The following is an 18,508-nucleotide window of genomic DNA, read 5'->3' on the forward strand; positions in this document are numbered from 1 at the left end:
GAAGACACCACCGGAGAAGGTTTCCATGATCGAGACGCAAGTCGACCGCTTCCTGCGCAACTGCTGGTACGTCGCTGGGTGGGAAGACGAAGTGCCGGCCGAAGGCCTGTTCGAGCGCACGCTCCTGAATGAATCCGTGTTGTTCTACCGTGCCTCCGGCGGCCGGGTGGTGGCGCTGGAGAACCGCTGCTGCCATCGCGGCGCGCCGCTGCACCTGGGCCGCAGGGAAGGCGACTGCGTGCGTTGCCTCTATCACGGGCTGATGTTCAACCCGGAGGGGCGCTGCGTCGAGATCCCGGGGCAGGACCACATCCCGGCGAGCGCCTGCGTGCGCACCTACCCCGTCGTGGCGAAGGATGAACTGTTGTGGATCTGGATGGGCGATCCTGCGCTCGCCGACGAAAGCAAGATCATCCGCTTCTGGTGGCACACCGACCCGGCCTGGCGCAAGAAGCGCGAGTACCTGCACTACCAGGCGCCGTACACCCTGATCGTCGACAACCTGCTGGACTTCTCGCACCTGACCTACGTGCACAGCAACACGATCGGCACGCCCAGCAACGCCACCACGCGCGCCCAGGTCGAACCGATCGAAGGCGGGTTGCGCGTCACGCGCCGCTACCACAACGACCAGATCCAGGCGAACCGCCGCAGCATCGCGACCTTCGACGGCCCGGCCGACCGCTGGCAGATCTACGACTGGTACGCCCCCTCGTTCCTGAGTCTCTACACCGGCTCGGCACCGGCCGGCACCGGCGCCCACGAAGGCCACCTGGTGCCCGAAGCCATGCAGTACCGCCATTGCTCGGTGCAGACGCCCGAGACGGCGAGCACCACCCACTACTGGTTCTCGCACGCCGCCAACTTCGGCCTGGAGACCTCGGAGGTGATCGATGTGGTGTTCGACGGCGTGCTGCGCGCCTTCAAGGAGGACAAGACCATCATCGAAGCGCAGCAGCAGGCGCTGCTGAAAGGCCGGCCGTTCCAGACCGTGGGCATCGGCCACGACGGGGCGCTGGTGCAGGCCAGGCGGCTGATCCAGCGCCAGCTGGACGAGGAGGACCGCGCCGTCCAGTCGGCGGCGCAGGCGACGCCAGCCGCAGCGGCTTCACGCCGCATCGCGCTGGTGCCGGCCAAGTGAACGCGCGCGCGGAGGTGGGCGCCACCGAACCCCTGCCTGCGCCCTACGCGGTGCCGCTGCTGCATATCGCTGGCCGTTGGCGCGCGGGGCGGCACGAGCGGCGGCACACCGTGTTCGATCCTTCCTGCGGCCAGCCGATCGGCGAACTGGGCCTGGCGAACGGCGCCGACATCGACGAAGCGCTGGCCGCCGCCGAAAGCGGCTTCGCGGCCTGGCGCCAGGTACCGGCTTTCAAGCGGGGCGAGGCGCTGCTGGCCGCGGCGCGGCGCTTGCAACAGCGCGGCGAAGAGATCGCAACGCTGCTGACGCGCGAGCAGGGCAAGCCGCTGGCCGAGGCACGCAGCGAGATCGCCGGCACCGTGCAGGTGATCCAGTGGTACGCCGAGGAGTCGCGGCGCAGCTACGGCCGCATCATCCCGCCGCGCGTGCCGGGCAGCGCCCTGCAGGTGCTGCGCGAGCCCGTGGGGCCGTGCGCGGCGTTCTCGCCCTGGAACTTCCCGTTGATGCTGTCGTCGCGCAAGATCGCAGGCGCGCTGGCGGCCGGCTGCAGTGTGGTGCTGAAGGCCGCCGAGGAAACGCCTGCCTCCGTGGCTGCAATGGTCGACTGCTTCCTGGCGAGCGGTTTGCCCGACGGTGCGCTGCAGTTGCTCTATGGCGTGCCGGAGGAGGTCTCGCGCCGCTTGCTGGGCTCACCCATCATCCGCAAGCTGAGCTTCACGGGCTCGGTGCCGGTCGGGCGCGAACTGGCCCGGCTCGCGGCGGACCAGTTGCAGCGCGTGACGCTGGAACTTGGTGGCCACGCACCGGTTCTGGTGTTCGCCGATGCCAACCTGGACGCGGCGGTCGTGCAACTGGCAGGCGCCAAGTTCCGCAACGCCGGGCAGATCTGCGCCGCACCCACGCGCTTCCTGGTGGAGCGCAGCGTGCACGATGCCTTCCTGGAACGGATGGCAGCCGCGTGCGAGCAGCTCCGCCTGGGTCCGGGCCTGGCCCCCGGCTCCACGCTCGGTCCGCTGGCCAGTGCGCGGCGGCAGGCGGCGATGCAGCCGCTGGTCGATGACGCGTTGGCGAACGGCGCGCGGCTGGTCGTGGGCGGCACGCGCCCCGAGGGCCAAGGCTTCTTCTACCGGCCGACGCTGCTGGCCGACGTGCCGACCCAAGCGCGGGCCATGGGCACCGAGCCGTTCGGCCCTTTGGTGCTCACGCGGCCGTTCGACACCGAGGCCGAGGCCATCGCCGTGGCCAACGGCACGCGCATGGGGCTGGCCGCCTATCTCTACACCGATTCGGCCAGCCGCCAGGCGCGCCTGGTGCCGGCGCTGCGCACGGGCATGGTCGCGATCAACCATGCCTCGGTGTCGTCGCCCGAAGCGCCCTTCGGGGGCGTGGGCGATTCGGGCTACGGCAGCGAGTGCGGGGTCGAGGGACTCGACGCCTACCTGCAACCCAAATTCGTCCACCAGTTCCCGGCTTTCGACGGAACGCCGCCACGCATCTCGCCATGAACACTGCTCCCACACCGACCGCGCAGGCACTGGTGCTCGACTACGGCGGCGTCATCTGCCTCACCGCGTTCGAGCGGCTGCCGCTGATCGAGCGCAAGCTCGACCTGAAGCCCGGCAGCATCGCCTGGCGCGGCCCTTTCGACCCGGCCGGCGACGACCTGTGGCGCGACATGCTGGCCGATCGCATCAGCGAGCGGGAGTACTGGCAGCGGCGCGCCGCCGAAGTCGGCCGCCTGGTCGGCCAGGAGTGGACCGAAGCGCGCATGCTGATGCAGCAGGGGCAGGATGACCGGCCCGAGGCAACGACCCGGCCCGAAGCCATGGCGGCCGTGCAGGCCGTGCGCGCGGCCGGGCGCCGCGTTGGCGTGCTGTCGAACGAAATGGACCTGTTCAACGGCCCCGAATTCCGCACCAGGCTGCCGATCATGGGCCTGATGCACACCATCGTCGACGCCACCTATACGGGCATCCTGAAGCCCGATGCGCGCGCCTACCGGGCCGTGGCCGAGGCGCTGGACGTGCCGCTGGCGCAGTGCCTGATGGTGGACGACCAGCCACGCAACATCGAGGGCGCGCGCCAGGCGGGGATGCAGGTGGAGTGGTTCGACGTCACCCGGCCGGCCGAGACGTATGCCCGGGTGCTCGAGCGCCTGGGAGTGGATGCGCGGTTGCTGCAGCCGGGGCAGGAACGTGTGGTCTCGTGAACTTCGTGACGTAGCCTACCGTCGCAGCACCTTCTCCATCGCCTTGCCCTTGGCCAACTCGTCGACCAGCTTGTCCAGGTAGCGGATCTTCCGCATCAGCGGGTCCTCCACCTCCTCGACCCGGACGCCGCAGACCACGCCCTTGATCAACGACGTGTTCGGGTGCATGGCCGGTGCCTCGGCAAAGAACGTCTCGAAATCGGCGCCCTTGCCGATCTGCCGCTCCAGCTGCGCTTGGCTGTACCCCGTCAGCCAGCGGATCACCTGGTCGACTTCATCCTTCGTCCGGTTCTTCCGCTCGGCCTTCTGGACGTACAGCGGGTAGACCTTCGCAAAGGCCATTCCGAAGATCCGGTGCCTGGTGGCGTGTGGCATCGAGCGGAATATGCCAGAACGGCGGACCGCGTTGGCGTCCGCGTGGATGAGCTGGCCCGGGTTCGTGACCAATCGTTGCAATCGCGATCCTTGTGCGGATTTGCGCAGAGATCGCGATGCGCTTGCCCTATGCTCGCGGCATGCGCTTCCCGAAGTTCATGAGGCGAACCGAGCCACCGTCCACCTCCGCCGGCAGTGGATTCGACCCGAATACCACCAGCCACTACCAGGTGAAACTGCGCCGGGCGCCGGTGTGGTTCTGCTCCTTCCTGGCCGGCAACAGCCGGGAGCAACGCCGGTTTCGCGACGAACTCGTGACGATCAAGGGCGCGTGGCCGCTGCTGATGAAGCAGCGCCGCGGTGGCACCTGGACGCCGGAGGAAAAGCAGGAGCTGAAGACGATGGTGCGTTCGGCTTCCTCCGTCAGCCCTTACCTCTTCATCTGGGCGGTGCCCGGATCGATGGTGCTGCTGCCCTTCCTGGCCTGGTATCTCGATACCCGGCGCAAGCAGCAGCGCCACGAGGTGGGCTGACGCGCGGCCGCGGCCAAAGCGTGTTTTAAAGCACGCTGCTGTAAGCCGCCAACCGCATGCGATGCGCGGCCAAGGTAAACCTCGGTAAAGCCTTGGTCGTGATGGCCTGGTTGTCCGCGCGCCGCGCCAACAATGGAGCCACGCCACCCACGTGACGGGTGGCGCGTGTGAATCGAGTGAAACGCTGGAAGAGCCGGGCTTGCCCGGCTGCTTCTTTTGATGACCTGGTTTTCCCGTCACTGCCCCGGTGCGGGCACGCGCTGCTGCAGCGCCGGCAAGGCCTTCTCGTAGTCCATCCCGTTCTGGCCGGCGGTCAGCGGCTGCTGAACACGCTCGTCCAGCCATCTCTGGAGGCTGTTGCGCTCATTCTCGTGGTTGAGGGGATCATGCGTGCGCCCTGGAACGATCACGACGGTCAACGCCGATGGATTCGCGGCGAACCGGGGCGTGAACGTCACCTGCGACACGTGGGTCGCGCCCGCGGTCACCACCCACGGGTCGTTTTCCTCCAGGGACTGCCACATGGGCAAGCTGGTGTTCCAGCGCCAGGTGTGGGCGTAGTGCGGTTGCAGGCCCTGCTTGACGCAGGCGCCGCCCACCACCTGCGCGTCGGTGAAGTGCATCGCGTAGATGGCGCGGCAGCCTTCGCTGTGCCCGCTGACGATGATGGGCAGGCGCGTGCGCTGCTTCAGCCAGGCGATCACTGCCTGGATGTCCTGGCCGCGCGCCGCCAGCCGGGCCGGGTTGATCGCCTGGAACGTGCCTTCGGCGGAGCGCTCGCCGGCCATGCGGAGCATCTCCTCGCCGCTCGCGCCCGGGCAGCCTGACTTGTTGCCCTCGCGCCCGAGGAAGTCCGGCGTGATGACCGCGAACCCCCAGCGGTAGAAGTGCTGGGCCACCGTGGTCTCCCAGCCCCATTGGCCGCCGCAGCCGTGGTTGTAGATCACCACGCCGCGCAGCGAGCCCCGCGGCAACTGGTCCAGCAAGGTCTCGAACTTTTCGGGATACACCGCGCCGAACAGCGGCATGAAGAAGGTACTGCGCCGCAGGGCCGTCGCGGCATGCCGGGCGTGATAGGCGGGCGCGTCCTTCCAGCGGGGGGCGCCAGGCTGCGCGAGCAACGGAACCGGGCCTGACGGCGCCGGCGGGGCGGTCGCTGGTGCGGCGGCGGATGCCGCAACGGCGATCGTCGCTGCCACTGTGCATTCGCGAAAGCGCTGCGAGCCATCGGTCGAGGTCTGCGTCATGGTTCCCGCGATCCGCTGCCCATCTGCGCGAAGTGCCACCTGCCCGGCCCACCCGCCCTGGCGCCCGCTGGCCGCCTTCCACGTGCCCTGCACGCGAAATGCCGTGCCCTGGGCGTCGGACCAGCCCGCCCGGCCGGTCTCCTCGTAGGTGTCATCGCCGCGAGTCCAGGTGAGGGTCGCACGCTCCAGGCGCATGGAGACGGGCGCTCGCCAGCCCGCCTGGGTGGGTTGGGTGATCAGCGGGCCGCAGGCCAACTCGCCCTGATAGACGCCCTCGGCGGCCTGCGACCAAGCCGTCGCCGTGATGAATGATGCCGCGCAAGCGGCTGCCAGTCGAAAAGCAAGCACTCGATGGACTCCTCTCTTGAGGGATCGAGGATGCCACAGCGTGCGCTGCCCCTCGCCGCGCTCAGGCCCCGTTGCCATCCACGTAGCAGGTCGTCCGCTTCATGCAGTCGCGCAACTCGTTCGGGCGCTTGACGGCGCCGCTGCGCTCGTCGAACTCGGCCACCATCAAATCGAGCGCTCCCCGGCGTTCATGCTCCTCGACCGGGAGCCAGGGTGCGCCGATGGCGGCCCATTGCGCATCGGTCAGCAGGAGTTCGCCGGTCAGGAAGATCTGGCGACCTTGATCTCCCGCGGGAAAGGATGCTTCCAGCACCTGCCCGCAGTCACCCCGGCGACAGAGGCCGTGCGCCATTGCCTGGTCGAACACGAGGAGGTCGCCGGGTGCCAGCGGCAGCTCCACGCCGGCGTGCGGCATGACGAAATCCACTTCGGCGACTTCCAGCGCGAGAAGCCAGAACAGGCAGCGCGACCAGTGTCCCCGCACGTCGTTGTGGAAACCCGCGCCGCGGCATGCGAGGTAGTCGATGCGGGTGGTTGCTATGGTCTGGTAGGCGGGGAGGTCGTCGCCCAGGACGCCCGTGCACTGCAACGCTCGCGACATGTGCCCCACCAGATCGTCCACGAGGGGCGCCGCCGCGGCCAGTTCCTCCCAGGTTGTGGCGGCGTAGTCGATGTCGGCGAAAGCTTCAACGTCGACGCGCGGATACCCCTCGGCCGCCAGGCTCGCGAGCGAGCCCGCGTCGAGAAAGTCAGTCCGCACCGCGTGCACGCGGCCATAGGGCGCGCGGGCGTCGAACGCGTGTGCGGGTTCGTCGCTGCGGACGGCGAAGGCGCGGAAAGGCGGTGGCACGCGGTACGCGTTGGCGGTGATGACGCGCGAGGCGGTGGCCGAAGGCATGGCGCTATTGTCCGCGCGGCCCAGGCGCTCCCCTCGCCGCCGGATGGTGTCCAATACGAAGACGCATGCTGCACACCGAACTCACCTACCCCTTCGCCACGCCCGAGCCCGGCACCTTCACCGAGGTCGCTCCCGGGGTGCACTGGATCCGCCTGGGCCTGCCGTTCCGGCTCAACCACATCAACGTCTGGGGCCTGGCAGACGGCGACGGCTGGACGCTGGTGGACACCGGCATCAGCACCGAGGAAAGCCTGGCCAGCTGGGGCCAGTTGCTGCAGCAGGCGCCGCTGGACCAGCCGGTACGGCGCGTGATCGTGACGCACATGCACCCCGACCACATCGGCATGGCCGGCTGGTTCACGCGCAAGTTCGGCGTCCAGCTGTGGATCACCCGGCTGGAATACATGACGTGCCGCGTCGTCGCGGCGGACACCGGCCGCGAGGCGCCCGCGGAGGCGTTGCGGTTCTACGCCGAGGCCGGCTGGAGCCCCGCGTCCATCGACAAATACCGCGCGCGTTTCGGCGGCTTCGGCAAGCACATCCACGCGTTGCCGGCCACGTACAAGCGGCTGGAGGACGGCGGCATGGTCCGCATCGGCGAGCACGACTGGGAAGTGGTGACCGGCAATGGCCACTCGCCCGAACACGCGAGCCTGTATTGCCGCGACCTGAAGCTGCTGATCTCCGGCGACCAGGTGCTGCCGCGCATCTCGTCCAACGTGTCGGTGCAGCCGATGGAGCCGGAAGCGAACCCGATGGCCGACTGGCTGGCGTCGCTCGCCAAGCTGCGCGAGCGTGTTCCGGACGACGTGCTGGTGCTGCCCGCGCACGGTGGCTGCTTCCACGGCTTGCATTTCAGGCTGCAGCAACTGCATGATGACCAGGTGGTCTCGCTGGACCGCTTGCGCGAGCGCCTGGCCGAGCCACGGCGGGTGATGGATGTCTTCGAATCGCTGTTCAAGCGGCCGATCACCGAGGCGGATGCGAGCCTGCTGGGGATGGCGACGGGGGAGAGCCTGGCTTGCCTGAACTACCTGGTGCAAAGCGGGGAAGCGACCCGGCGGGTCGAGAACGGCGTCGCCTGGTACCAGCGCGCCTGAGCTTGCCTCGCCCGGTGGAACACACGATCAGCACGGCACAGCTTTCGCCGCGTGGTTGCGATCGGCGGCGTCGATCAGGAAACGGTTTCGGGCCTGCCGACGGCGAACCAGAACGTCGGCACCGGCAGGTGCTCGCGGGCGAGCCATGCACCGAAGTCCTGCTTCGTCACGAACTCCTCATGGAGAAGTGACGGGTCAGGTTGCCCGCCGCGCTCCACGATCTGCCGGAGATGAGCCAATGCCGCGGCGCGAATGAAGACCGGCAGCACGCCGTCCCGCGCCACGAAGCCGACCAGGGGCGCCCCGCGCAGCTCGAAGGTGCCGGGGTTGGTCCAGCGCGGATCCACGCTTTGAACCCGCAGGCCGTCCCGCAGCACACCCCTGGCCATGGCCCGGGCGACGACATACTCGTGCGCGAGCTGTTCCTGCGACCAGAGCTGCACGATGTCCCAGAACCGGTAGCTCTCCACGTGTTGCGATAGCGGCATCCGGCGAATCTACCATTGCGGGCACGGACGCCAGGCCCAAAAAAGTCACACGGTGGCCTCAGCCTGCCGATCAACGCTGGGGCCCGAGCCGGTCTGTTTGCCGGTCCGGTGCAGCGCCAGGTGCTCGTTCGCCGGTGCGAGAGGAGCACAGGCACCGGCCGTCGTGGTCCTGCGCGGACTCGGGCGCCATGGCGCCGGCTTCACGGGTCTGGGCATGCGATGCCGAGTGATCGAGCAGGGGGAAGGTGACCGTGATCTCGCTGCCCTGGCCCAGACCCGCGCTGGAGGCGCGCACCGTGCCGCCGTGCAACGCGACCAGGTTGTTCACGATCGACAGGCCCAGCCCGAGACCGCCCATGTGCCGGTCCGCCGAACGTTCCCCCTGAGTGAACATCTCGAAGACGTGCGGCAACAGTTCCTTGCTCATGCCGATGCCGGTGTCCCTCACGCGGACGACGGCCTCGGTACCTGTGGCTTCCACCGTGAGCGTGATCTGGCCGCCCTCCGGGGTGTACTTCGCCGCGTTGTTGAGGAGATTGGCGAAGACCTGCACCAAGCGGTGCGCGTCCCCGTCCAGGCATAGCGCGCCGGCAGGCGCGTGCAGGGTGAAGCGTTGCGCCCGGGCCTCCATCAGGGGTCTCGCCTGCTCCACCGCATGGGCCAGCACCGCGTGCAGGTCCACCTCCTGCCGGCAAAGTGCGACCAACCCCTGGTCGATCCGCGAACTATCCAGCAAGTCGGTCAGCAACGCCGTCATGTGCGTGGCCTGGCGCTCGATCAGGGCGCCGATGGCGCGCAGCTTCTCGGGGCTCAGTTCGCCTCGCCGCAGGATCGCGGCGGCGGTCAGGATGGGGGCGAGCGGGTTGCGCAACTCGTGCGCCAGGCTCCCCAGGATCACCTGCAACGCCCCGTTGAGGCGCGCCAACTCCTCGGGCGCCGCCATCGCGGGCCGGAGAGTCACGAGAGGTGCCAGCGTGTTCATCTTTTCCTGATCCTGTCAGACAGATCCTACGCGAGCACCAACGGGCGCGTCTGTCCGGAACCGTGCATAGCGGGCCGAATGTTCCATCAGACCTGGACCGGGCCCGTGTACGCCACCGCGCAGAAGCGGGGGTTGCGGCGCATACTCACAACCACTCCATGCAATCCAACAACGACCCCCGCAAGAATCGCCTGCTCGCGGCCTTGCCGCCAGCCATCTACGAGCGCTGGCTCCCCAAGTTGCAGCGCTTCGACATGCCGTTGGGCGAGGTGCTCTATGAGTCGGGTGTCCAGATGTCGCACGTCTACTTTCCGACCAATGCCATCGTGTCATTGCTGTACGTGATGCAGGACGGCGCGTCGGCCGAGATCGCCGTCGTCGGCAAGGAAGGCGTCGTTGGGGTCTCGCTCTTCATGGGCGGCAACTCCACCCCCAGCCGCGCCGTCGTGCAGGGCGCCGGCGGTGGCTATTGCATGCGTGGCGACGAGTTGTATGCGGAGTTCATGACGGACACCGAAGTGATGCAGTTGCTGCTGCGGTACGCGCAGGCGCTGCTCACGCAGATGGCGCAGACGGCGGTGTGCAACCGGCACCACGCACTGGAGCAACAGTTGTGCCGGTGGTTGCTGCTGAGCCTCGACGCCTTGGACGGGAACGTCGTGTCGATGACGCAGGAGCTGATCGCCAACATGCTGGGGGTGCGCCGCGGAGGCGTGACCGATGCGGCCGTGAAACTGCAGACGGCGGGCGTGATCCGCTACAAGCGTGGCCAGATCGAGGTGCTGGACCGGCCCGGCCTGGAGCGGCTCACCTGCGAGTGCTATGCGGTGGTCAAGAAGGAATACGAGCGGCTGCTTCCGCCCCGGGTCGAAGACGTCTTGTAGGCGCTGTGTGCGCTGGCGGGCAGACGAGCCGGCGAAACGGACGAACACTGGCAACCGCTGCGGTGGCTCGGGAAGCATGGCGGTCGCGGCGCCGGGTTCCGGCTTCGCCAGCTTTCCTCCCGCGATGTTCGGAGAATCCTTGTCCACGCCGAAGAATGCCCTGCTGGCCCGCTTGCCCCGCGCAGAACAGAAGTCGATCCTCGCGCTTTGCGACACCGTCGAGCTTGTGTCCGGGACCGAGATCTACCAACCGGGCGACAACACCCGGCAGGTCTACTTCCCGCGCAGTGGCTACCTGTCGCTCATCTCCAGGCAGCCGGACACGCCCAAGGTCGAAATCGGCATGGTGGGGCGCGAAGGCTATGTCGGCACGCAACTGGTGCTGGGCGTGCCGAGCGCGCCGTGGGTCGTGCTCGTGCAAGGCGCGGGCGTGGCGGAACGAATGCCGGCTGTGGCCTTCCAGAAGGCAGTCGGGGGCGGTGGCTTGCTCCGTTCCGTGCTGATGCGCTACATGGCCACGCTGATGGTGCAGTTTTCCATCGCCGCGCCCTGCCTGCGCTTCCACCTGCTCGCGCCACGGCTTGCGCGGTGGCTGCTGATGACGCAGGACCGGGCCGAGGCCGCGCAGTTCCACGCCACCCATGAATACCTGTCGTACATGCTGGGCGTGCGGCGGGCCGGTGTCACGGAAGCCGCCGGTGCATTGCAGCGCACGGGTGCCATCCGTTATGAGCGCGGCCTGATCACCGTGCTCGACCGGCCGCTGCTGGAGCAGTCGGCCTGCAGTTGCTACGCTGCCGACGTGGCCTCTTACAAGTCGGCGATGCGGCCCGCCGGGTAGACGGGCCGGGTTGCGGGCTGGGCTGCTGGGACGCCCAGCGCGCGCGCCCGCAACTGCCCGCAGCCGCCATCCACGTCCTGCCCCGCCGACTGCCGCAGCTTGGTGAGCACGCCGCGCCGGTGCAGGGTGCGGGCGATTTCGGCGGCACGTTCCCAGGTTGGCCGGCGGTACGGGAGGCCGTCGACGGTGTTGTACGGGATCATGTTCAGCACGCCGTACTTGCCCTTCAGCAACTGCACGATGCCTTCGATCTCGTCGTCGCTGTCGTTGATGCCTTCCAGCAAGGCCCACTGGTACTGCACCGGGTAGCCCGTGGCGCGGCCGTAGCCTTCGGCGGCGTCCACGAGTTCCTGTGGCGACATGCGCGGCGCGCGCGGCAGCAGCTTCTCGCGCAGGTCGGCGCGCGTGGTGTGCAAAGAGAGCGCCAGTGCCGGCTTGACGCGGCCCTGCGGCAGCCGCTCGAACACCCGCGGATCCCCCACCGTGGAGAACACCAGGTTCTTGTGCGCGATGCCGCCGGCGGTGCCCAGCAGGTCGATGGCTTCCACGACGTTGTCGAGGTTGTGCGCGGGCTCGCCCATGCCCATGAACACGACCTTCTTCACGGGGCGGCGCTGTCTGGCCAGCACCACCTGGGCCACCATCTCCGCACTGGCCAGCTGGCGCACCAGGCCGCCCTGGCCGGTCATGCAGAACACGCAGCCCACGGCGCAGCCCACCTGCGACGAGATGCACACGCCATCGCGCGGCAGCAGGACGCTTTCGACGGTCTGGCCGTCCGCCAGGGCGACGAGCAGTCGCTCGGCGCCGTCGGCGGCGGGGTGCACGGACTGCAGGCGGGCAATCCGCGCCAGTTCGGATTCGATGCGGGGCAGCGCCGCCAGCAGGGTCGCGGGCAGGAAGTCCTGCGGCCGGCGCTTGCCGCTGGTCTGCGGCAGCGCCTGCGCCCACAGGCGCAGCACACGCTGCTCATGGCTGGGCCCCGCGCCGGCGGCACGGAGGCGTTCTCTCAGGTGGGCGATCTGCACTCCGGGATTGTTGCACTCCCGGGAGCCGGGCCTCAATAGCCGACGGTGAACCGCTGCCGCGAATGCGCCGGCTTCTCCAACTCGTCGAGGAACGCCACGGCGTAATCTTCCACCGAAACCTTGCTGTTGCCGTCCTGGTCGGTCAGCAACTGGTCACCGCCCAGGCGGAACTTCCCGGTGCGTTCGCCGGGCGCGATGATGGCGCTCGGGCTGAGCATGGTCCAGTCCAGCTCGCTCTGCTCGCGCAGCAGGTTCAGAGCCAGGCGCGCGCCTTCAGCCGTCGGCTTGTAGGCGGCCGGGAATTGGGGCGTGTCCAGCAGCTGCACACCGGGCGCCACCTCCAGGCTGCCGGCCCCGCCAACCACCAGCAACCGGGGCACACGTGCCTTGCGCGTCGCGGCGACGATGGAGCGGAAGCCTTGCAGGTAGTAGGCGAGCACGTCGCCCTGGGCATGGCCGCTGAAAGCGCTGAGCACGGCATCGTGCCCTTCCAGGGCCGAGGCCAGGGCGCCAGTGTCGTTGACGTCCACGCCTTCGACTGTGAGGCCCGGGGCGGCAGCGAGCTTGCCCGGCTGGCTGACCAGCGCGGTCACCTTGTGGCCGCGCGCCAGCGCTTCCTGGCGGAGTGCCGAGCCGATGAAGCCGCTGGCACCGATGAGGGCGATCTTTTTCATGTCGAAAGGTCCTGGTGGGTTGTTGATGCATCAACTGTGCGTCCTTCGATCGTTGCGATAAAGAAGGCATGACACAATTGATTGTTTAGAAATCCAGACCAATCGCATCCATGCCCGCTGTCCGGGAGCCCGACCTCAACGCCCTGCTGCTGTTCGCCGCGGTCGCCGAAACAGGCAGCTTCACCGCCGCGGCGGACCGGCTCGACGTGGCGAAAGCCAAGGTCAGCCTGGCCGTCAGCCGGCTGGAGGCGCAGCTGGGGACGCAGCTCTTTTCGCGCACTACGCGCCGGGTGGTCCTGACGGAAGCAGGGCAGGGTCTCTATGCGCAATGCGTCCCGGCCCTGCGCGGTGTGCAGGAGAGCCTGGCGCAGATGGCCGGCGGCGGCGAACTGCACGGGACGCTGCGCATCAGTGCGGCCGTGGAGTACGCGGCGCAGACGCTGGCGCCGGCGGTCGCGGCCTTCGCCGCCGCGCACCCGCGGCTGGAGGTCGACCTGCGGACCAGCGACCGCGTGGTCGACATGCTGAAGGAAGGCATCGACGTCTCTGTGCGCATGGGCTGGCTGCGCGATTCCAGCCTGCGCGCGACCCGGCTCACCACCTTCGAACAGCATGTGGTGGCGTCACCGGCCTACTTGCGGCGGGCGCCTCCCATCCGGCAGCCCGCCGACCTGGTCAAGCATGACTGGGTCGCGCTCATGCTGCTGCCCACCCCTCTGACCTGGAAATTCACCTCGGCCGCCGGCCAGGTGCGCACCGTGCGCGTCGCCGGCCGGATGCGCACGGACGCCGCCTCCACGCTGCGAGCCCTGCTGGTGCAGGGCTGCGGCGTCTCGGTGATGGATGAATTCACCACGGAGGCGCCGCTGCGCTCCGGTGCCCTGGTTCGGCTGCTGCCGAACTGGTCGCTGCCGCGCGGCGGGGTGCACGCGGTCGTCCCACCGGGCGCCCGCATGTCCACGAAAGCGCGGGCCTTCGTCGACTTCTATGCGGACTGGTTGAAAGCAGGGCGCGGCGCCTGAGCGCGCGGCGAAGCCGCCGCACTGACAACGTCCGCCAGCAGTTCGGCCGTTCCCGCGCTCAGCGTCCATCCCAGGTGGCCGTGCCCCGTGTTGTAGAAGACGCCAGGCGCACGGCCGCGCCCCACGCGCGGCAGCATGTCCGGCATCATCGGCCGCAGGCCCGCCCAGGGCACCACGCTGCGCGTGCTCACGCCGGGGAAGCACTGCCGCACCCAATCCACCAGCGGCCGGATCCGGTCGGCGCGGATGTCGCGGTTGAAGCCGTTGAATTCCGCCGTGCCGGCGACGCGGAAGCGATCGGGCCCGAGGCGGCTGGTCACGAGCTTGGTCTCGTCATCCAGCAGGCTGACCTGCGGCGCGGCAGCGCGGCTGGCCTCGTCGGCCAGATTGACCGTGATGGAATAGCCCTTGACGGGATACACGTTCACGCGGTCGCCCAGCGCAGCCGCCATCGCTCGGCTCGCGGTGCCGCCGCTGACCACGACGGCGTCGAAACTGAACGCCTGCTGCGCGTCGCCGTGCCCCAGGCGCAGGTGAACACGCTGGCCGCCGGTGCGCAGCTGCGTCACCTCCGCACCGTAGTGGAATTCCACCCCACGCCGCGCGGCGGCCTGGGCCAGGCCCTGCGTGAACAGGTGGATGTCGCCGGTCGAATCGCTTTCGGTGAAGAATCCGCCGTAGAAATTGCCGGACAGCGTCGGCTCGATCTGCCGCATCTCCGAGGGCGTGACGGCGCGCCGCTCCAGTCCCCCTCGCGCCAGCAGCTGGCTCACCGCCGCCGCATGGTCGAAAGCCGCCTTGCTGCGGTAGATGTGCAGGATGCCTGCGCGCTTCAGGTCGAACTCGATGCCTTCCGTGGCGGCCCAGGAGAACATGTGGTCGCGCGCGGCGATGGCGAGCCGCGCCGTGCGGATCGTGTTGTCCTCGTAGCGCGGCATGGCGGCGATGAACTCCGCGAACCACGAGAGCTTGTGCCAGCTGGGCTTGGGGTTCACCAGCAGCGGCGCATCCCCGCGCAGCATCCACTTCAGCCCCTTGGCGATGGTCGAGGGGTGGTTCCACACTTCGGCGTTGCTGGCCGAGAGCTGGCCGCCGTTGGCGAAGGAGGTCTCCATGGCGGCATAGGGATGCCGTTCGAACAGGCTGACGCTGAATCCGCGCCGCACCAGGGCATAGGCTGTCGTGACGCCGGCAATGCCGCCGCCGATGACTGCGATCGTTTGCATGAGAAGTCTCCGCACCGCCGAAGGGTTGGACCGCACACGCCCGTGTACGGCCACCCCCTCTGTGCTGGACCTGAGAGATTCACGGACGGCTCGACGCCGTTGCCGCTTGCTCCTTCGGTGCGACGGGCCGGCGATGCCACCCGACGCTCTTCAGAGATCGCTCGCGAGACCGGTCCTTTTGCCTGAGAGATTCCGGGGCGGTTGCTCCTTCGGCGCCCGGCCGCAGCGGCCGGGACTCTCCCGATCCCGCGCCGGCCAGGAGCCGGGCGCAATGTGGCGCCTTGGCAGGCTCCACACCGCGATTGTAGACTGGGAGCTGGAGGAGAGCATCCATGAGCAGCGACACTTCGAGTGAGGGCATGCCACGGGACGACTCGGTCATCGAGCGCCGCCTCGCGACCATCCTGTGTGCCGACGTGGCCGGCTACAGCCAGCTGATGGGGGCCAACGAGGAGCGCACGGTGCGTGTCTTCCGGGGCCACCGCGAAGTCTTCGAGTCGCTGGTGCGCCAGTATCGCGGCCGCATCTTCAATACCGCGGGCGACGCGCTGCTGGTCGAGTTTGCGAGCGCGGTGGAGGCGGTGCGCTGCGCCACGGACATCCAGGCGGCGCTGCGGTCACGCAACGAGCGCCTCGCGCCCGAGGAGCGCATGCAGTTCCGCATGGGCATCAACCTGGGCGACGTCATCGTGCAGGGCGGCGACCTGCTGGGCGACGGCGTCAACGTGGCCGCGCGCATCCAGACCGCCACCGAGCCGGGCGGCATCTGCATCTCGGGCACGGTGCACGACCAGATCCAGAACAAGCTTTCCCTCTCGTTCAAGGCGCTGGGCGAGCAGAAGTACAAGAACATCGCCAACCCGGTCCGGACCTTCACCCTCCATGAGGGCGGCGTGCCGGTGACCCGCTCCGCCCGAAGCCGCAACCCGATGATCGCGGCCGCGGTCGCGCTCGGCGTGGCGCTCGCCGGCGGCGCCGGCTACTGGAACTATCGCCAGGCCGAAGCCGCGCGCGACGAGCAGGCGCGCGTGGCGGCGCAGCTGACCGCGCAACTCGCGGCGCAGACGCAAGCCACGCGGCAGGCGCAACGTGCCGCCGAGGATGCCAAGCGCGAGGCGCAGCACCAGGCGCAGAAGCAGGCGGCGGACGAGGCGATGCGCCGCGCGCAGGATGAGCGGGCGCGCGTCGAGCAGGACCGCAAGGCCCTCGAAAACGAGAAGAAGGCCCTCACCGAGGCGGCGAAGAAGCAGGTCGCGCCATCCGCTGCCGCAGCAGCGCCGCTCCCCGCCCCGGCCCGGCCCGCAGCGAACCGTTTCGACGGCGTCTATGCCGGCCGCCTGTGCAACCAGTTCGCCAACCGGGCGCCCAACTGCTGGCCCGTGGAACTGACCGTGAGGGACGGTGCCGTCGAAGGCAGCTGGCCCAGCCGTGCGGGCCCCACTTCGACCGCAAGAGGCCGCCTCGATGCCGCCGGCGCCGTCGCCCTGAACCTGCAGGGCTGGTCGCGCAAGGACCAGTCGATGCACGGGACCCTCACCGGGCGCGTTGCCGACGGTGCCATGACCGTCTCGGGGCAATGGGGCGACCGGGCCACCATCGACGGCACCTTCAAGCAGGCATCCACTGCCGTTGCCACGCCCCAGGACGCAAAGTCAGGCGCGGGACGGCACGACGGTGACTACATCGGGCAAATGTGCCATCCCTGGATCAAGCCGGCGCAGTGCTGGGCGGTCCCGCTGCGGGTGCGCAACGGTGCCGTCGAGGGCAGCTGGGTGAGCGAGAACGCGCAGAAAGCCGCGACGGTGCGCGGCACGCTGGCCCCGGACGGCGCGCTGCGCGTCACGGCGTCGAGCTGGACGAAGAACGGCACTCCGACGGACGCGCACCTGGTCGGCGCGTTGCGCGACGGCACGCTGGCCGGCACGGGCCGGTGGGACGGCGGCGCCGAGGTCACCGGCCGCTGGAAACGGCCGTAGCCGCCGCACCACCATCGCTGTCGCAAGCCAGACCGGCGCCGCGCCGATGTCAGGACGGCGCGCCTTCCCGTCCGCGGCCCGCGAGTTCGGCGCTCAGCGACTTGCAATAGGCGACGAGTTCGTCGAGGTCGAAGGACTTGTCGAAGAAGCGGTCGGCGCCGAGGGCGTGGGCGTAACGGCCCACCTGGTCGCGCGCGTAGTTGGAAAGCATCACGGCCTTCTGGTGCGGCAGCGCCATGGCGCGCCGGCATTGGCGCAGCACGTCGAACCCATGCCCTTCCTTCAGGAACATGTCGACGATCGCCAGGTCCCATCCGTCCGGGTGCTCGGCCAGCCATTCGATCGCCGGGCGGGCCGCCTCGGACACCAGCACGACCCGTCCGCCGGACAGGGCGGAGACCGTCCGCGCGAGCTCTTGCTGCATCGCCCGATCGTCTTCCACCAGGACCACTCTCATCTCCGATGTCTCCGTGCTTGTAGAAATGTTGCGCTGATCCGTTTTTACGCACGAGGAGGCCTCCGTCATGTAGGCACGAACCGCGTTCGGCTGTATGGAACCCCAAGGTGACCGCGGAGGGCCCACAATGCTTTCACGCGCAGTCATCCACCCTTCACAGAGACACGTCATGAAATTGTCAGACAGCGCACATGCCCGGGGAGCCCGTTGATGGTCAGGATCGAACTCCAGGTCGACCTCGACTACACGGTGAGCGACCCCAACGGCGCCGACTTCATCTTCAACATCCATGCGGCGCACACACCGCACCAGTTCGTCCGCGTCGAAAAGCTGGTCCTGAGCCAGCCGATCGCGCACGACGTCGCCACGGACCCCGCCACGTCGTCGCGCTACATGCGGCTGCATGCCGAACCCGGTCCGCTGCACGTCAGCTATTCGGCCACGATCGACATCGAGCATTACCGGGCGGACCACGGCAGCCTGCAGGAGGTGCCGGTCCGCTTCCTGCCGCTCGAAGCCATGCAGTACATCTATCCGAGCCGCTACTGCCAGTCCGACCGCCTGTTGAAACTGGCGTTCAATGAATTCGGCAGCCTGTGGCAGGGCCATGGGCGCGTCCTGGCGATCCAGCAGTGGGTGCAGCGCCATGTGGCGTTCACCTCGAACACGAGCAACAGCAACACATCCGCGGTCGATACGCTGATCGAGCAGGTGGGCGTTTGCCGCGATTTCGCGCACCTCATGATCGCGTTGTGCCGCGCCGTCAACATCCCGGCGCGCATGGCGACCGGCACCGACTTCGGCGCGGACCCGGCGCTCGGCCCACCGGACTTCCACGCCTATGTCGAGGTCTACCTGAGCGGGCGCTGGTACATCTTCGATGCCTCAGGCACCGGCATTCCGATGGGGTTCGTGCGCTTCGGCACGGGCCGGGACGCAGCGGACGTCGCCTTCGCCACGATCTTCGGCGCGGTGACATCGCTGGCGCCCGTCATCTCGACCCGGATCGCGCAACCCGGCGTCGAGTTCGAGTGGCCGTCGCACTGCGCACAGGCGCTGTCGACGGCCTCCTGAAAGCA

19 protein-coding genes and 2 riboswitches are annotated in these 18,508 nt (G+C 68.8%); of the genes, 10 read left to right on the forward strand and 9 right to left on the reverse strand.

Annotated elements, in window-relative coordinates; all coding sequences use genetic code 11:
• Nucleotides 1–25: 25 nt before the first annotated feature.
• The 3 genes from FN976_RS00995 to FN976_RS01005 are packed head-to-tail and all read left to right on the forward strand — an operon-like array spanning nt 26 to nt 3,350.
• Nucleotides 26–1,141 (forward strand): aromatic ring-hydroxylating dioxygenase subunit alpha, encoded by a 1,116-nt coding sequence (locus FN976_RS00995; RefSeq protein ID WP_145890087.1) that lies wholly within the window; start codon nt 26–28, stop codon nt 1,139–1,141.
• Nucleotides 1,138–2,646: an NAD-dependent succinate-semialdehyde dehydrogenase gene (locus FN976_RS01000; protein WP_255440024.1), complete on the forward strand. Its 1,509-nt coding sequence runs from the start codon at nt 1,138–1,140 to the stop codon at nt 2,644–2,646. Before FN976_RS00995 ends, FN976_RS01000 begins: the two co-directional genes overlap by 4 nt.
• On the forward strand, nt 2,643–3,350 hold the full coding sequence (locus FN976_RS01005) for an HAD-IA family hydrolase (RefSeq protein WP_145890089.1): 708 nt from the start codon (nt 2,643–2,645) through the stop codon (nt 3,348–3,350). Before FN976_RS01000 ends, FN976_RS01005 begins: the two co-directional genes overlap by 4 nt.
• A gap of 15 nt (nt 3,351–3,365) precedes the next feature.
• On the opposite strand, the gene FN976_RS01010 is transcribed toward FN976_RS01005, so the two are convergent.
• Nucleotides 3,366–3,692 carry a DUF2200 domain-containing protein gene (locus tag FN976_RS01010; protein WP_255440025.1) on the reverse strand — a complete coding sequence of 109 codons (327 nt, stop codon included), beginning with the start codon at nt 3,690–3,692 and terminating at the stop codon, nt 3,366–3,368.
• Between the two features lie 149 nt (nt 3,693–3,841).
• On the opposite strand from FN976_RS01010, the gene FN976_RS01015 reads away from it, so the two are divergent.
• Nucleotides 3,842–4,258, forward strand: a complete 417-nt coding sequence (locus FN976_RS01015) for a hypothetical protein (RefSeq protein ID WP_255440026.1) — start codon at nt 3,842–3,844, stop codon at nt 4,256–4,258.
• Between the two features lie 236 nt (nt 4,259–4,494).
• On the opposite strand, the gene FN976_RS01020 is transcribed toward FN976_RS01015, so the two are convergent.
• Nucleotides 4,495–5,853, reverse strand: coding sequence for an alpha/beta hydrolase (locus FN976_RS01020; protein ID WP_145890093.1), 1,359 nt, complete (start codon nt 5,851–5,853; stop codon nt 4,495–4,497).
• Nucleotides 5,854–5,914: 61 nt separating this feature from the next.
• Nucleotides 5,915–6,751, reverse strand: a complete 837-nt coding sequence (locus tag FN976_RS01025) for a hypothetical protein (protein WP_145890095.1) — start codon at nt 6,749–6,751, stop codon at nt 5,915–5,917.
• Between the two features lie 65 nt (nt 6,752–6,816).
• Here FN976_RS01025 and FN976_RS01030 point away from each other — a divergent pair, with 65 nt between their 5' ends.
• On the forward strand, nt 6,817–7,851 hold the full coding sequence (locus tag FN976_RS01030; protein WP_145890097.1) for an MBL fold metallo-hydrolase: 1,035 nt from the start codon (nt 6,817–6,819) through the stop codon (nt 7,849–7,851).
• 74 nt (nt 7,852–7,925) lie between these two features.
• Here FN976_RS01030 and FN976_RS01035 read toward each other — a convergent pair whose 3' ends face one another.
• Nucleotides 7,926–8,339, reverse strand: a complete 414-nt coding sequence (locus FN976_RS01035) for a hypothetical protein (RefSeq protein ID WP_145890099.1) — start codon at nt 8,337–8,339, stop codon at nt 7,926–7,928.
• A gap of 70 nt (nt 8,340–8,409) precedes the next feature.
• Nucleotides 8,410–9,321 carry a sensor histidine kinase gene (locus FN976_RS01040; RefSeq protein ID WP_145890101.1) on the reverse strand — a complete coding sequence of 304 codons (912 nt, stop codon included), beginning with the start codon at nt 9,319–9,321 and terminating at the stop codon, nt 8,410–8,412.
• A 158-nt stretch (nt 9,322–9,479) separates the two neighbouring features.
• Between FN976_RS01040 and FN976_RS01045 the strand changes: the two genes are divergently transcribed.
• On the forward strand, nt 9,480–10,205 hold the full coding sequence (locus FN976_RS01045) for a Crp/Fnr family transcriptional regulator (RefSeq protein WP_145890103.1): 726 nt from the start codon (nt 9,480–9,482) through the stop codon (nt 10,203–10,205).
• A 139-nt stretch (nt 10,206–10,344) separates the two neighbouring features.
• Nucleotides 10,345–11,046: a Crp/Fnr family transcriptional regulator gene (locus tag FN976_RS01050; RefSeq protein ID WP_145890105.1), complete on the forward strand. Its 702-nt coding sequence runs from the start codon at nt 10,345–10,347 to the stop codon at nt 11,044–11,046.
• Here FN976_RS01050 and FN976_RS01055 read toward each other — a convergent pair.
• Both FN976_RS01055 and FN976_RS01060 read right to left on the reverse strand, forming a co-directional pair.
• Nucleotides 11,016–12,074, reverse strand: a complete 1,059-nt coding sequence (locus tag FN976_RS01055; protein WP_145890107.1) for an RNA methyltransferase — start codon at nt 12,072–12,074, stop codon at nt 11,016–11,018. The two genes, FN976_RS01050 and FN976_RS01055, sit on opposite strands and share 31 nt — an antisense overlap.
• A 32-nt stretch (nt 12,075–12,106) precedes the next feature.
• Nucleotides 12,107–12,748 carry an NAD(P)-dependent oxidoreductase gene (locus tag FN976_RS01060; protein WP_145890109.1) on the reverse strand — a complete coding sequence of 214 codons (642 nt, stop codon included), beginning with the start codon at nt 12,746–12,748 and terminating at the stop codon, nt 12,107–12,109.
• 110 nt (nt 12,749–12,858) lie between these two features.
• Here FN976_RS01060 and FN976_RS01065 point away from each other — a divergent pair, with 110 nt between their 5' ends.
• The gene (locus FN976_RS01065) at nt 12,859–13,770 is read left to right on the forward strand and encodes a LysR family transcriptional regulator (protein ID WP_145890111.1); all 912 of its coding nucleotides are present in this window, start codon (nt 12,859–12,861) and stop codon (nt 13,768–13,770) included.
• Here FN976_RS01065 and FN976_RS01070 read toward each other — a convergent pair.
• Complete coding sequence (locus FN976_RS01070; RefSeq protein ID WP_145890113.1) at nt 13,734–14,996, reverse strand: D-amino acid dehydrogenase; 1,263 nt, start codon at nt 14,994–14,996, stop codon at nt 13,734–13,736. The genes FN976_RS01065 and FN976_RS01070 overlap by 37 nt on opposite strands.
• Before the next feature lie 57 nt (nt 14,997–15,053).
• Nucleotides 15,054–15,152: riboswitch (glycine riboswitch) on the reverse strand.
• 4 nt (nt 15,153–15,156) lie between these two features.
• Nucleotides 15,157–15,249, reverse strand: a riboswitch (glycine riboswitch).
• Between the two features lie 79 nt (nt 15,250–15,328).
• Between FN976_RS01070 and FN976_RS01075 the strand changes: the two genes are divergently transcribed.
• Nucleotides 15,329–16,972, forward strand: a complete 1,644-nt coding sequence (locus FN976_RS01075) for an adenylate/guanylate cyclase domain-containing protein (RefSeq protein WP_145890114.1) — start codon at nt 15,329–15,331, stop codon at nt 16,970–16,972.
• A 49-nt stretch (nt 16,973–17,021) separates the two neighbouring features.
• On the opposite strand, the gene FN976_RS28730 is transcribed toward FN976_RS01075, so the two are convergent.
• A complete protein-coding gene (locus FN976_RS28730) occupies nt 17,022–17,429 on the reverse strand; it encodes a response regulator (RefSeq protein WP_186510705.1) in 408 nt (135 codons plus the stop codon).
• Nucleotides 17,430–17,639: 210 nt separating this feature from the next.
• Here FN976_RS28730 and FN976_RS01085 point away from each other — a divergent pair, with 210 nt between their 5' ends.
• Entirely contained in the window at nt 17,640–18,503 is an 864-nt protein-coding gene (locus tag FN976_RS01085; RefSeq protein ID WP_145890118.1) for a transglutaminase-like domain-containing protein, read from the forward strand.
• The last annotated feature ends 5 nt before the right edge of the window (nt 18,504–18,508 follow it).

Origin of the sequence: Caenimonas sedimenti (assembly GCF_007833165.1) — a bacterium.
In the GTDB taxonomy this organism is placed as follows: domain Bacteria; phylum Pseudomonadota; class Gammaproteobacteria; order Burkholderiales; family Burkholderiaceae_C; genus Ramlibacter; species Ramlibacter sedimenti.

Excerpts from the sequence above, each read along its gene's own strand:
- FN976_RS01060 (WP_145890109.1), bottom strand. The coding sequence starts at position 12,748 with ATGAAAAAGATCGCCCTCATCGGTGCCAGCGGCTTCATCGGCTCGGCA.
- FN976_RS01040 (WP_145890101.1), bottom strand. The coding sequence starts at position 9,321 with ATGAACACGCTGGCACCTCTCGTGACTCTCCGGCCCGCGATGGCGGCG.
- FN976_RS01010 (WP_255440025.1), bottom strand. The coding sequence starts at position 3,692 with ATGGCCTTTGCGAAGGTCTACCCGCTGTACGTCCAGAAGGCCGAGCGG.
- FN976_RS01075 (WP_145890114.1), top strand. The coding sequence starts at position 15,329 with ATGAGCAGCGACACTTCGAGTGAGGGCATGCCACGGGACGACTCGGTC.
- FN976_RS00995 (WP_145890087.1), top strand. The coding sequence starts at position 26 with ATGATCGAGACGCAAGTCGACCGCTTCCTGCGCAACTGCTGGTACGTC.
- FN976_RS01035 (WP_145890099.1), bottom strand. The coding sequence starts at position 8,339 with ATGCCGCTATCGCAACACGTGGAGAGCTACCGGTTCTGGGACATCGTG.
- FN976_RS01025 (WP_145890095.1), bottom strand. The coding sequence starts at position 6,751 with ATGCCTTCGGCCACCGCCTCGCGCGTCATCACCGCCAACGCGTACCGC.
- FN976_RS01005 (WP_145890089.1), top strand. The coding sequence starts at position 2,643 with ATGAACACTGCTCCCACACCGACCGCGCAGGCACTGGTGCTCGACTAC.
- FN976_RS01015 (WP_255440026.1), top strand. The coding sequence starts at position 3,842 with ATGCGCTTGCCCTATGCTCGCGGCATGCGCTTCCCGAAGTTCATGAGG.
- FN976_RS01030 (WP_145890097.1), top strand. The coding sequence starts at position 6,817 with ATGCTGCACACCGAACTCACCTACCCCTTCGCCACGCCCGAGCCCGGC.
- FN976_RS01085 (WP_145890118.1), top strand. The coding sequence starts at position 17,640 with ATGGTCAGGATCGAACTCCAGGTCGACCTCGACTACACGGTGAGCGAC.
- FN976_RS01045 (WP_145890103.1), top strand. The coding sequence starts at position 9,480 with ATGCAATCCAACAACGACCCCCGCAAGAATCGCCTGCTCGCGGCCTTG.
- FN976_RS28730 (WP_186510705.1), bottom strand. The coding sequence starts at position 17,429 with ATGAGAGTGGTCCTGGTGGAAGACGATCGGGCGATGCAGCAAGAGCTC.
- FN976_RS01065 (WP_145890111.1), top strand. The coding sequence starts at position 12,859 with ATGCCCGCTGTCCGGGAGCCCGACCTCAACGCCCTGCTGCTGTTCGCC.
- FN976_RS01070 (WP_145890113.1), bottom strand. The coding sequence starts at position 14,996 with ATGCAAACGATCGCAGTCATCGGCGGCGGCATTGCCGGCGTCACGACA.